General features: G+C 63.1%; 14 protein-coding genes. 5 read left to right on the plus strand and 9 right to left on the minus strand.

The features are described from left to right. Positions 1 to 459 precede the first annotated feature (459 nt). The 3 genes from FHX03_RS02140 to FHX03_RS02150 form a co-directional block, all read right to left on the minus strand. Positions 460 to 3,921: a chromosome segregation SMC family protein gene (locus FHX03_RS02140; RefSeq protein ID WP_183852391.1), complete on the minus strand. Its 3,462-nt coding sequence runs from the start codon at positions 3,919 to 3,921 to the stop codon at positions 460 to 462. Between the two features lie 105 nt (positions 3,922 to 4,026). Beyond that, positions 4,027 to 4,797 (minus strand): DsbA family protein, encoded by a 771-nt coding sequence (locus FHX03_RS02145; protein WP_409565118.1) that lies wholly within the window; start codon positions 4,795 to 4,797, stop codon positions 4,027 to 4,029. Positions 4,798 to 5,010: 213 nt separating this feature from the next. Next, the gene (locus tag FHX03_RS02150) at positions 5,011 to 5,235 is read right to left on the minus strand and encodes a TraY domain-containing protein (protein WP_183852395.1); all 225 of its coding nucleotides are present in this window, start codon (positions 5,233 to 5,235) and stop codon (positions 5,011 to 5,013) included. 60 nt (positions 5,236 to 5,295) lie between these two features. On the opposite strand from FHX03_RS02150, the gene FHX03_RS02155 reads away from it, so the two are divergent. Continuing rightward, positions 5,296 to 5,661 carry a hypothetical protein gene (locus FHX03_RS02155; protein ID WP_183852397.1) on the plus strand — a complete coding sequence of 122 codons (366 nt, stop codon included), beginning with the start codon at positions 5,296 to 5,298 and terminating at the stop codon, positions 5,659 to 5,661. Between the two features lie 27 nt (positions 5,662 to 5,688). On the opposite strand, the gene FHX03_RS02160 is transcribed toward FHX03_RS02155, so the two are convergent. Next, positions 5,689 to 6,186, minus strand: coding sequence for a DUF721 domain-containing protein (locus FHX03_RS02160; protein WP_183852399.1), 498 nt, complete (start codon positions 6,184 to 6,186; stop codon positions 5,689 to 5,691). Between the two features lie 108 nt (positions 6,187 to 6,294). Here FHX03_RS02160 and mutY point away from each other — a divergent pair, with 108 nt between their 5' ends. Genes mutY through FHX03_RS02175 form a run of 3 tightly spaced genes read left to right on the plus strand, consistent with a single transcriptional unit; the run spans position 6,295 to position 8,387 of the window. Then, positions 6,295 to 7,392, plus strand: coding sequence for an A/G-specific adenine glycosylase (gene mutY / locus FHX03_RS02165; RefSeq protein ID WP_183852401.1), 1,098 nt, complete (start codon positions 6,295 to 6,297; stop codon positions 7,390 to 7,392). A gap of 2 nt (positions 7,393 to 7,394) precedes the next feature. Beyond that, positions 7,395 to 8,009 carry an HAD family hydrolase gene (locus FHX03_RS02170; RefSeq protein WP_183852403.1) on the plus strand — a complete coding sequence of 205 codons (615 nt, stop codon included), beginning with the start codon at positions 7,395 to 7,397 and terminating at the stop codon, positions 8,007 to 8,009. A gap of 12 nt (positions 8,010 to 8,021) precedes the next feature. Further along, positions 8,022 to 8,387, plus strand: a complete 366-nt coding sequence (locus tag FHX03_RS02175; protein WP_183777325.1) for a nuclear transport factor 2 family protein — start codon at positions 8,022 to 8,024, stop codon at positions 8,385 to 8,387. Positions 8,388 to 8,497: 110 nt separating this feature from the next. Here the strand turns inward: FHX03_RS02175 and FHX03_RS02180 are convergent, their stop codons facing one another. The 3 genes from FHX03_RS02180 to FHX03_RS02190 form a co-directional block, all read right to left on the minus strand. Then, positions 8,498 to 9,640, minus strand: a complete 1,143-nt coding sequence (locus tag FHX03_RS02180; protein ID WP_183777324.1) for a site-specific DNA-methyltransferase — start codon at positions 9,638 to 9,640, stop codon at positions 8,498 to 8,500. Positions 9,641 to 9,758: 118 nt separating this feature from the next. After that, complete coding sequence (locus tag FHX03_RS02185; RefSeq protein WP_183852405.1) at positions 9,759 to 10,109, minus strand: antibiotic biosynthesis monooxygenase family protein; 351 nt, start codon at positions 10,107 to 10,109, stop codon at positions 9,759 to 9,761. Beyond that, complete coding sequence (locus FHX03_RS02190; protein ID WP_183852406.1) at positions 10,106 to 10,435, minus strand: NIPSNAP family protein; 330 nt, start codon at positions 10,433 to 10,435, stop codon at positions 10,106 to 10,108. Before FHX03_RS02190 ends, FHX03_RS02185 begins: the two co-directional genes overlap by 4 nt. A gap of 71 nt (positions 10,436 to 10,506) precedes the next feature. Between FHX03_RS02190 and FHX03_RS02195 the strand changes: the two genes are divergently transcribed. Further along, positions 10,507 to 11,193, plus strand: coding sequence for an ArsR/SmtB family transcription factor (locus tag FHX03_RS02195; protein WP_097624138.1), 687 nt, complete (start codon positions 10,507 to 10,509; stop codon positions 11,191 to 11,193). 50 nt (positions 11,194 to 11,243) lie between these two features. On the opposite strand, the gene FHX03_RS02200 is transcribed toward FHX03_RS02195, so the two are convergent. Continuing rightward, positions 11,244 to 11,675 carry a hypothetical protein gene (locus FHX03_RS02200; RefSeq protein WP_097624137.1) on the minus strand — a complete coding sequence of 144 codons (432 nt, stop codon included), beginning with the start codon at positions 11,673 to 11,675 and terminating at the stop codon, positions 11,244 to 11,246. A 390-nt stretch (positions 11,676 to 12,065) separates the two neighbouring features. Further along, positions 12,066 to 12,281 carry a hypothetical protein gene (locus FHX03_RS02205; protein WP_097624183.1) on the minus strand — a complete coding sequence of 72 codons (216 nt, stop codon included), beginning with the start codon at positions 12,279 to 12,281 and terminating at the stop codon, positions 12,066 to 12,068. Positions 12,282 to 12,299 lie beyond the last annotated feature (18 nt).

Below are 12,299 nucleotides of genomic sequence, written 5' to 3' on the forward strand. Positions count from 1 at the left end.
AAGCCGACCTTTTTTGGTGCTTACGAAAATTCCGACGAAAGTGCGGGCCTTTTCAGCAGGTTTCGGCCGTCGGCCTGCGTGTCTCCGCCCCTCCCGGGCCACTCTTTCATGCCTCAGAAATCACGCCGTATGGCGCGCTGTTACGCAATATGACCAAACGCCTCCCGTCAAGCGACGTCTTCTGCCGGTTTCGCCCCTCTCATCGGTCATTTCAGGCCCTCTGAGTCTCGGATCCACGCGCTGCTGCTGATGGCGCTAAGATGGATCCTCGGGTCAAGCCCGAGGAGGACGGAGGGTGGGGTGACCGCCGCAGCAAAACAGCGACGGACGCCAGATATGAATGCGGTGCCGCCTCTTGCCAGGTTCTCCCTTTCCGGGTCCGCGCCTCCTGCCGGTCCCGTCCCCTCAACCTCCGTCATTCCTGGCCTTGAGCCTGGAATCCACGGCCCCACCAACCCCTCAAGCGATCTCGCGCAGGCGTTCGGCGGTCTGCAGGTCGACGGAGACGAGGGTGGAGACGCCTTGTTCGGCCATGGTGACGCCGAAGAGGCGGTTCATGCGGGCCATGGTGATCGGATTGTGGGTGATGATGACGAAGCGGGTTTCGGTCGAGGCCGCCATTTCGTCCATCAGGTTGCAGTAGCGCTCGACATTGTGGTCGTCGAGCGGCGCGTCGACCTCGTCGAGCACGCAGATCGGCGCCGGATTGGTGAGGAACACGGCGAAGATCAGCGCCATCGCCGTCAGCGCCTGCTCGCCGCCGGAGAGCAGCGTCATGGTCTGCGGCTTCTTGCCGGGCGGCCGCGCCAGGATTTCCAGGCCGGCTTCGAGCGGATCGTCGGATTCGATCAGCTGCAGCTCGGCGGTGCCGCCGCCGAAGAGATGGGTGAACAGCCGCTGGAACTGGGCGTTGACGATGTCGAAGGCGGCGATCAGCCGTTCGCGGCCCTCGCGGTTGAGGCTCTGGATGGCGCCGCGCAGTTTGCGGATCGCATCGATGACGTCGTCGCGCTCCCTGATCAGCGCTTCGAGCTTTTCGCTCAGCTCCTTCTGTTCCTCGTCGGCGCGCAGGTTGACGGCGCCGAGCCGCTCGCGCTCGATCCGCAGGCGCTCCAGCTCGCGCTCGACCTCGCGCGGATCGGGAAGCGCCTGCATGGCCGGGCGCCCGGTCAGCTGCAGCGCCTCATGCGGCGCGACATTCAAAACTTCGCGGATGCGGCTTTCGCTTTCCTGACGCTTCTCGCGGGCCGAAACCAGGCGCTCCTCGGCGCGGCCGCGCCTTTCCCGGCATTCGGCGAGCGCGGAGAGCGCCGTCGCCGCCTGGTGATCGGCCTCGCGCTGGATGCGTTCGGCCTCCGCCAGGAGATCGCCGGCGTTGCGGCGCGCCTCCTCGGCCTTCTGCAATTCGGAAAGCAGAGCCCGGCGCTTGTCGTCGAATTCATCCGGCGCCATTTCGAGTTCGGCTGCCTCTTCGCGCGCCTCTTCCTCGCGCTCGCGCAGCGTCGCGACCTGGTCCTCGCCGCTGAGCGCCCGCTGGCGCCAGGTCTCGCGCTCCTGGCCGATCGCCATGATGCGGCGCTGGCGAGCCTCGTTTTCTCGTGCCAGGCTTTCGTGGCGGGCGCGGCTTTCGGCAAGCGCGCCGCGATCGGTCGCGACCTCCGCCTGCTGGAAGCGCAGACGCTCGTCGATCGCGGTCAGATCGGGCGCATCTTCCAGCTCGATGCGGGCGTTCTCTTCCTGGACGCCGATCTCCTCCAGCTGCGCGCCCAGCTGGCTGACCGCCTCGCTGACGACATCACGGCGGCGGATCAGGTCGCCGGAGGCTCGCTCGGCCGCGACCAGCGCTTCGCGGGCTTCGGCCAAATGACGCGCCGACAGCCGGCTCATGTCGCGGGCGTCAGCAAGCCGGCGCTCCTCCAGCCGGATTGCTTCGGCGGCCGCCGCCTGCCGCTCCTCGGCTTCGGCGAGCACGTCGCGGGCAAGGGCTGCTTCGCCTTCGAGCTCGGCCAGGCGGTTCTTCTGGGCAAGGCGAAGGGCGGCCGCACTCGGCGCGTCGGCGCCGGTGACGTGACCGTCCCAGCGATAGACGGCGCCCTCTTTCGTCACCAGCCGCTGACCGGGCTGCAGCGCCGCCATCAGGCGTTCCGCGTCTCCATCGGCGACCAGGCCGATCTGGCGGAGGCGGCGGGTGAGTGCGGCAGGCGCGCTGATATGGCCGAGCAGCGGCGTGACGCCTTCGGGAAGGGCAGGATCGCCGGAACCATCACCATTGTCCGACCAATGGGCCGGCGCCTCGGCAGCAAGCGGCGATTCCAGATCGTCGCCGAGGGCGGCACCGAGTGCGGTCTCGAAGCCGCGGTCGACCTTCAGTTCGTCGGCAACCGGCGGAAATTTGCCGGCCGCGGCACCGGCGGCGAGCATGCGGGAAATGGTGCGGGCCTCGGTTTCCAGCGCATTGAGTGCCGAGCGAGCCTGATCGACCGGGGCGCGTGACAGCGCCTCGGTCTGGCGGGCAGCGGCCAGCGCCTGCTCCACCACCTGGACGGCGGCTTCCGCGTCGGCAAGGGCGATTTCGCCGGCCTCGACGATGGCGCGTTTTTCATCCGGGTTTGGCAGGCCGGCGATCTTGTCGCCGATGGCTGCGAGTTCGTGGTTGGCCTCGTCCATCTGGCGCTCGAGGCGCATGCGGCGATCGGCGAGATCGCGGATGGCGCGTTCCAGCTGGTTGCGGCCGGCAGCCGCTTCGGCGCGCTCGGCCGTCAGCGCGGTAAAAATGCGCTCGCTGTCGGCAAGCTTTGCCGCCGCTTCCTCAAAGGCCTCGCGGGTTTCTTCGGCATAACGGCCGGAATCGGCCAGCACTTCCGCAATCTCGGCTTCTTCGGCGTCGAGCCTTGCCAGGATGACGGCATTGTCGGCCACCAGCCGCTCCTCGCGGCGAATATCTTCGCCAAGCTGGGCGAGACGGCGGTTGAGTTCATCGCGTCGGCGCAGGATGCGGCCGGCATCTTCCTCCAGCTGGCTTCGGGCGATCTGAAGCCGCTGCAGGGCGGCGGCGGCACGCGCTTCGCCGTCGCGCAGTTCCGGCAGCTTCAGGCTGGCAATGCCCTGCTGCTTGGCCGCCTCCATCTGGGCTTGGGCCTTTTCGGCGACGACTGATGTCGCCTGGTTCAGCGCGCTATCGGCCTCGGCCTCGGCCTCCTTGGCCTGCACCCAGCGGATATGTAAAAGCATTGCCTCGCGGGCGCGGATATCGGCCGACAGCGTCTTGAAGCGGTTGGCCTGGCGGGCCTGGCGTTTCAAGCTCTCGATCTGGCTTTCGAGCTGCGAGGTGACGTCATCGAGACGCTCGAGATTGCCTTCGGCGGCGCGCAGCCGCAGTTCGGCCTCGTGGCGACGGGAATGCAGGCCGGAAATGCCGGCCGCCTCTTCGAGCAGCTGGCGGCGGGCCTGCGGCTTGGCCTGGATCAGCTCGCCGATACGGCCCTGCCCGACCATCGATGGCGAACGGGCGCCGGTGGAGGCGTCGGCAAACAGCAGCTGCACATCCTTGGCGCGGCTTTCCTTGCCGTTGATGCGATAGAGCGAGCCCTGCTCACGCTCGATGCGGCGGGTGACCTGGATCTCGTCGGCATCGTTGAAAGCGGCGGGCGCGGTGCGCGTTGCATTGTCGAGATAGAGTGCCACTTCGGCGGTGTTGCGGGCCGGCCGGTTTCCGGAACCCGAAAAGATCACGTCGTCCATGCCCGAGGCGCGCATGTTCTTGTAGGAATTCTCGCCCATCACCCAGCGCAGCGCCTCGACGAGGTTCGACTTGCCGCAGCCGTTCGGGCCGACGACGCCGGTCAGCCCCCGCTCGATGATGAATTCCGTAGGCTCGACGAAGGATTTGAAGCCGACCAGGCGCAGCTTGTTGAACTTCATGCGTAGACATCCACGGCAGGAAGCCCCCTCAGCCGCAAGCTGCGCTGAATACGAAAAACGGGCGCACGGCTTTCGCCGTCGCCCGTCGTTTCGAAACGGTCAGGTTCAGATGAGGCTGTCGATGAGCGCCGACAAGGTTTCAACCGGCATGTCTCCAGAGTAGCGCTTGCCATTGATGAGGAACGTCGGCGTGGCGTTGACGCCGAAATCCTTGGAACCTCTTTCCCGCGTGGCGTTCACTTCATCCAGAAGCTTCTGGTTCGTCAAGCATTTCGTGAAGCTATCCTCAGTAAATCCGGCGAGCTTCGACATCTGCAGCAGTGCGGCGCGGCCGTCATCGGCGGCGGCCCAGACCTGCTGCTGCTTGAACAGCATGGAGACCATCGGGAAATACTGTTCCGGCGTGCTCAGCTGCTCGGGATTGGAAGCGCTGCAGCGGGCGAGCATGAAGGCGGCGGCCGCGCGCGGATCGAAGGGGAATTCGCGGATGATGAACTGCACCTTGCCGGCGTCGACATATTTCTGCTTGATCGCGTCGAAGGTGGTGTTGTGGAAATGGGCGCAATGCGGGCAGGTCATCGACATATATTCGACGATCTTGACCGGGGCATCGGCCTTACCCAGCGCCATCTCCGGCAGCGCGCCGGGCTTCAGCACCTCGGCCATATCGACATCGCCGTCGGATTGCGGCATTTCGGTCGCCGATGTCGCCGCCGTCTGGATGGTATCGACATTGGTGCCGTCGGCCATGGTCTTGCCTGAGGACGAAGCATCGGCAGCGTCCTTGCTGTCGTTGCAGGCGGCAAGCGCTGCGGCAGCTGCGGCGATGGCGATGCCACCAAGAAGGCGGCGTTTCGTCAGTTGCATTTCGGACATCTGCATGGATTCCCCATAACTAATGAGATTGACGGCGTGACTGTGCGATATAACGGCTTGCGGCCGCTCACAAGGCACGGTTCACCAACTTCCTTCAAAGAATTGTGACCGCGGGAAGACGACTAGACCAAAAATTGCGAGATTGGTCCGTCTGCGCATTTTGCCGGTAGATATCGCGGCGGCTGCCAGCCCGTATCGGCTGGTCGATGAAACTCAGTTGTCCAAGCCATAACGCGCCGTCAGGTCGGCCAGCGGCACGGTATCGCCCTCGTCGCGGCGAAGCTCTTCCAAGCGCCTTTCGGCAAGATAGATATCTTCGAGGTCGTCGAGATGCGCGAGGATGGCTTGACGCACATAGAAGCTCTTGCTGCGGCCGGTACGCTTGGAAAGCTCAATCAGCCGCGCTTCGATATCAGGGGGCAACTGCAAGACCAGCATGATTTTTCTCCCGTCTATTATATACGGTATAGCAGACGGTTATTCAGAGGGGTATTTTGAATGCATTCTTTGACGAAGACTTTTCTCTATTACGTTTTTATTGCCTCTGTCGCATTGGCCACGAACGTCACGAGCGTGCTCGCCTCTGAAGACGGCGGTAATATTATTTTCAATCAGATGCTTAAATGTCTAAAGCTGCCAGCGGACGCGCCGAGTGCTTATAGCTTCCTGATTGTGGCGGTCATCAAGGATGGATCTGCCGACTTTTTATCCATCAACTTCCGCACACCACCATCCGAATGGGAAAAAACGGCAGCCCCTTTGATCGCTGATGCGATCACCGAGTGCGAGCCTTATAGCTCGATCTCGGGCAGGATGGAATTTGCTGTTACCCGCGAACTTGTCCAAGCAGGATCAAGAAACTAAGCATGCGGCGATAGGGCGTCTTGCTCATCAGCGTTGATTCCCCCGCTTGCCCATCACCGCGGTCCCCAAGCGTTGGATTGCCTGGCGCAGCTTGTCGTTTTCGATGCCTTCCATCATGCCTTCGAGCTTGCGGGCGGCTTCGCCTTTCAGCGGCGGCGGGGTGCGGGAGCGGCGGATGGCTTGTGAGACCGGCTTTTGGACGATGCGGATCTGGTGGACGGCGGCGAAGCCGAAGAAGCTGTTGATGCGCTGAATGAGTTCGCCCTGGGCATGGGTCAGGAAAAGCGCGCGCGCGCCTTCGCAGGCGATTGTCAGCACGCCGGGGCGGAAGCCGCCGTCATCGCCGCCGCCGCGGGCCCAGGCGATCTTTTCCGGCCGGGTGCAATCGGCGAAATCCTCGCCGGCGATTTCGCTCCACGAACCGAGCAGCGCAGTGTTGATGCCGGCGCGGCGCGCCAGGACGGGATCGATCAGCCCGTTCGCCAGCTCGGAAATCTGCTTTGCACCTTTGCGTGGAGAACTCATCGAAACCCTTGGACACCTCTGCCAATCGCACAGGCAATTTGCATCACCGGCTTGATCGCGCGGCATTGCTTCGCCAAGTATAGGCACTTCCCCCGATCCCGGCAAATCATGACGATCACGACACCCGACACGCCCACCGCAAAACCCCTGCTCGACTGGTACGACCGCCACCACCGCGATCTGCCCTGGCGCATCTCGCCCGGCATGGCGGCCGGCGGCGCCAAACCCGATCCCTATCGTGTCTGGCTTTCGGAGGTTATGCTGCAGCAGACGACGGTGCAGGCGGTCAAACCCTATTTCGCCAAGTTTCTGCAGCGCTGGCCCGAGGTGACCGATCTTGCCGCTGCCGAAAACGATGCCGTGATGGCGGCTTGGGCCGGGCTCGGCTATTACGCGCGGGCCCGCAACCTGAAGAAATGCGCCGAAGCGGTGGCGAAAGAGCATGGCGGCGTCTTTCCCGATACCGAGGAAGGGCTGAAGTCGCTGCCGGGCATCGGCGATTATACGGCCGCCGCCGTCGCCGCCATTGCCTTCAACCGGCAGGCGGCCGTCATGGACGGCAATGTCGAGCGGGTGATCTCCAGGCTTTATGCGATCGAAACGCCGCTTCCGGTGGGAAAGCCGCTGATGAAGGAAAAGGTGGCGCGGCTGACACCCGCGACTCGTCCTGGCGATTTCGCCCAGGCGATGATGGATCTCGGGGCGACGATCTGCACCCCGAAGCGGCCGGCCTGTTCGCTCTGTCCATTCCGCGGCGCCTGCGCGGCGCTGAAGCATTCCGATCCCGAATTCTTCCCGGTCAAGGCGGCGAAGAAGGAGAAGCCGGTGCGGCAGGGTGCAGCCTTCGTCGCAGTCACCGCCGACGGCGAGATCCTGCTCAGGCGGCGCGCCGAAAGCGGCCTGCTCGGCGGCATGACCGAGGTGCCGACAACGGCCTGGACGGCGCGGCTCGACGGCGAGACCTCGGCTGCGGCCGCGCCCTTCGAGGCGGCCTGGCAGGCCTGCGGCACCGTCCTCCATGTCTTCACCCATTTCGAACTCCGGCTGTCGATCTGGCGCACGGCGATCGCCGGCAAGGTGGATGACCGCGCGAATGACGGATGGTGGGAGCCGGTTACAAATCTTGAAGCGCAGGCCCTGCCGACCATCATGAAAAAAGCGATCGCAGCGGCTATTCCTCTCGCGTTCAAAACATCCAAGGGATGACCATGACCACCGAAATAAAACATATCGTTTTCGATATCGGCAAAGTCCTTATTCATTACGATCCGCATCTTGCCTTCGCCCGCCTCATTCCCGACGAGACGGAGCGCAACTGGTTCTTCGCCAATATTTGCACCCATGACTGGAACATCGAGCAGGACCGCGGCCGCACCTGGGCTGAGGCCGAAGCGCTGCTGATTGCCGAGCACCCGGCCCGCGAAGAGCATATCCGTGCCTTCCGCAAATGTTGGCACGAGATGGTGCCGCACGCCTATGAGGACAGCGTCGCAATCATGGAAGGGCTGATCGCCGAAGGGCGCGATGTGACGATGCTGACCAATTTCGCCTCCGACACTTTCCGCGAGGCGCAGGCGCGCTTTCCCTTCCTCACCAAACCGCGCGGCGTCACCGTCTCCGGCGATGTCGGCCTGATCAAGCCGGATCTCGCGATCTACGAGACCCACACGAAAAGCTTCGGCCTCGACCCCAAGGCGACGATCTTCATCGACGATGCGCCTGTTAATGTCAAAGGCGCGAAGGAGTTCGGCTGGAATGCGGTGCTTTTTTCGGGCGCGGACAAGCTGCGCAGCGATCTTGCCGCTTACGGCCTGAAGGTCTGAAGGTCTGAAGTCATGGCTTTCGATCCCGCAGAGGAAATCGACCGCTTTCACGCCGCCATCAACGCTCTCGACTTCGCCGCGATCGAGGCCTATTTCGCCGAGGATGCCGCCTACGTCTCGAACGGCGTCGGCAGCCTTGCCGGGCGGAGCGAAATCATGGCCGCCTTCAGGAAATATTTCGACGACTATCCCGATCAGACGGCGGAAAATTCGCTGGTGGAGACACTGACGCCGCTGTCCGGCCGGGCTGTCTGGTCGCTTCGCGCCACCCACAGCAAGACCGGCAAGGCGCTGATCCGCGAGGGCGAGGAGACGATCACCTTCAACGATGAAGGCCGCATCACCCGGGTCGACGTCACCGATTACAAGGATTTCTGAAGCAGGGCCTCAAATCGAAGACGCCCGGGGCTAAAACCCCGGGCGCCTTGGCCTTCTTCCGCAACTGGAGGAAACCGGAAGAAGGTATTTCGATCCGCCGAAAGTGGTGCTCACTCCACCTTTGCCAGATCACTGCGGATGACGGACCTGAGATCGTCGATCGGGCGCAGGGACTGCCCGTCTTCGAAATGCCAAAAGGTCCATCCGTTGCAAGCATCGAGACCCTGCACCTTGGCGCCGAGACGATGAATGGAGCCGGCGTCGCCGCCTGAAGCCACTGTGCCGTCGGCGCGCACGATGGCGCTATAACGGCGTTTGGCATCGGTCAGCACCTGGCCGGGTTTGATCAGGCCGCTTTCGACAAGCACGTTGAAGGCGACGCGAACCTCGGCCTTCTTGCCGGTCATGACGGTCAGTTCCGCCTTCCCCAGCGGCTCGACGGCGGCGATGCGCGCGGATGCCGCATCGATATAATCCTGCTCGCGCTCGATGCCGACAAAGTGACGGCCGAGACGCTTGGCGACCGCACCCGTCGTTCCCGAGCCGAAGAAGGGATCGAGCACGATATCGCCGGGTTTGGTCGAGGCCATGATGACGCGGGCGAGCAGCGCTTCCGGCTTCTGCGTCGGATGCACCTTCTTGCCGTCCTCGCCCTTCAGCCGCTCATTGCCGTTGCAGATCGGGAACAGCCAGTCGGAGCGCATCTGCACGTCGTCATTGGCGGCCTTCATCGCATCGTAGTTGAAAGTATACCCCTTGGCCTTGGCATTGGGGCTTGCCCAGATCATCGTCTCATGGGCGTTCTGGAAACGGCGGCCCTTGAAATTCGGCATCGGATTGGTCTTGCGCCAGATGATGTCGTTGAGGATCCAGAAGTTCAGATCCTGCAGCGTGGCGCCGACGCGGAAAATATTGTGATAGGAGCCGATCACCCAGATCGAGCCCGTCGGCTTCAAGACACGGCGGCAGGCGAGCAGCCAGGCGCGGGTGAAGGCGTCATAGGCCTCAAAGGAGGCGAACTGATCCCATTCGTCATCGACGGCATCGACCAGCGACTGGTCGGGACGGTGCAGCGATCCGCCGAGCTGGAGGTTATACGGCGGATCGGCAAAGATGATATCGACGGAGTGGGTGGGCAAGGCCTCAAGGGCACTGACGCAGTCACCCTTGATAATCGTGTCGACCCAAGACCCCGGCCGGGAACCCGACTTGACGGAAGCCTTGAGGTCGGCAAGCGGAAAAACTGATGCCATTCTGATACTCACTCATACGCTTGACGCTTAACTCTCCGTTATGGTTACCCAACTTAGTTACCAAAGCCTGAAGCGGTGGCCGATTTCAGGAATTTATTGCGGATGTTATCGCCCCTCCTCACGCCGCATCGTGGACGCTGCGGCTGTCGGCCGGCGCCCCGTCGCGTTCGAACATGCCGTAATCGCGCAGCACGCTGGCGATGCGCAGGCGGTAATCGGCGAAGATGCCGCTGCGGCCGGCTTGCTGGGCGGCCCGGTGGGCTTCGAGGTTGCGCCACTGTCTGACGGCCTCCTCGTCGCGGAAGAAGGAGAGCGACAGCAGCTTGCCGCGGTTCGTCAGGCTCTCGAACCGCTCGATCGAGATGAAGCCGTCGATCTTTTCGAGTTCCGTTCGCAACTCGCCGGCGAGGTCGAGATATTTGTGGCGCTCGCCCATATAGGGCACGACTTCGAAGATGACGGCGATCATGGCAGCACCAGCTTGGCGTGAGGGGCGGAGACGTTTTTGAGGAAGATGCGGTCTTCCTTCAGGATGAAGCCTTCGCGCCTGGCAAATTCGTAATTGTCGCGGCCGAGCGGGTCGGCGGCCAGCCTGGCGCGATAGGCCTCGTAGGCGGCGAGGCTTTCGATGTTGTAGACGCCGTAGGCCGTTGTCGACGAGCCCTCATGCGGGCCGAAATAGCCGATCAGGTCGGCGCCGTTTTTCGGAATGGCCTGGCCCCAGTTGCGGGCATATTCGGCGAAGGCCTCCTTCTTGAAGGGGTCGATCTGATAACGGATGAAGCAGGTGATCATCGGTGTTTCTCCTTTGTGCCTGCTCGTTTTCGCACATTGCCTGACGGCGATGCTTCGGTTACGATCGAAGTATGAAGGAAGGTCCTGACATTGCGCAAATCGGTGCGCTCATCGGCGATCCCGCCCGCGCCAACATGCTGGCGGCGCTCACCGGCGGCCGGGCGCTGACGGCGACCGAGCTTGCCGGCGTCGGTGGCATCACCGTGCAGACGGCGAGTACACATCTTGCCAAGCTTGAAGCCGGCGGACTGCTTGCCCAGCGCAAGCAGGGGCGTCACCGCTACTTCACCTTGGCCGACGAGGCTGTTGCCCGGCTGATCGAAAGCATGATGGGGTTTGCCGCCGGACGCGGGCATCTGCGCCACCAGCCGGGGCCGAAAGAGCCGGCGCTGCGCAAGGCGCGTATCTGTTACGATCATCTCGCCGGCGATTACGGCGTGCGCATGCTCGACAGCCTGATCGCCTCAGGCTCGATCGACGCGGTCGGAGACGGGCTATCGCTGACCGAGAAGGGCGAAAACGATCTCGAATGCATCGGCATCGATGTCGGCGACCTCCGATCGTCGCGCCGCCCGCTCTGCCGCTCCTGCCTCGACTGGAGCGAAAGGCGCGCCCATCTTGCCGGCAGCCTCGGCAAAGCCTTGCTGTCAAGCTTCCTCGACAAGGGCTGGGCGCGGCGCACGCCCGAAAGCCGCTCGGTCCTCTTCACCCCGGAAGGAGACCGGCAGTTTCTGAAGCTCTTTCCGATCGACGCGTAGGTTCGCTGCGGATCTGCACAACCATTCAGCGCCATTCCGGCTGGTGCTGGCTATAGACCACCGGCCTTCCACCCATCCTGCTGCCGCACATGCGCACGCAGCGCCGCGAGTGTGAGCGCCAGTGCGGCGTGATTGCTTTCGGCTTCACCCAGCACGTTTTCGCCTTCCTCGATCTCGCGCAGTTGCGCGCCGTAAAGGCAATCGTCAGACGCCTGGCCGCGGGCAAGATGCCAGACGGCATCCGGCCGGATCTCCCGGCAGAGATCGATGGCGTGATTGACGTCGTGGGTGAACGGCCGCGCCATCAGGAAGCCGTGCTGCGACTTGATGCTGCTCGGCATGTAATCATGGGGACCGTCGAAATCGTTCGGCTCGGCCGGCCGGAGCTGTTTCAGCAAAAAGGCACAGGTGATGAAGGCGTCGATCCGGCCGTCGGGCATATCCGTTTTTTCCAGGGTTTCGATAATGTCCTCGATCGTCATGCAGGCTTCCTCTTGGTCGGTTCTTCGGCGTGCCGCCTCTCCTCTTCCCCATGGCGGCGGTGGCGTCCTCTTCCCCGAGCGCCATCTAGTGCATGAGAATGCCAAAGGTAGTCCCGGGGCTGTAATGGGCCGGTGATCACGCGGATTTCATCGATTTCGCACCCGCCTCGCTTGAGGCAACAGCCTGACGCGCACGTACCGGTCGAGCGGTCTTCGATCTCGGCATAGCGGTCGGCTGCCAGACGGCGTCCGTAGCCGACTTTCAAGGGCTTGCCGCCTCGAACAGAATGATTTTAGGCCCGATCGGCCTAAAATCTGAATCCTGTTCTAAATTAAAGAGTTAGAGCATGATGTCGTCCAAAAACCGCTCACACTTTTCGGCATCATGCGCTAGCAGCCCTTCTTCCTCATTTTCTTTTCGACCTTGGCTCGCCTCTCGGGTCCATCACTGGCATGTTTTCCGCCGGTCAGCCCATTATCCATCATCGCCTGCAGCTGCGCACAGTTTTTGTGGTGCTTGCCGCCCTTGGCGGTGACCTCGGTGGATGTGAAGGCAAAAAGCAGCGCTACGGCTGCCGCCGATCGAACAAGGGCTGAAAGCCTCATGGTCCCTCTCCTCTTGCC

Source organism: Rhizobium sp. BK456, assembly GCF_014194045.1.
Lineage (GTDB): Bacteria > Pseudomonadota > Alphaproteobacteria > Rhizobiales > Rhizobiaceae > Rhizobium > Rhizobium redzepovicii.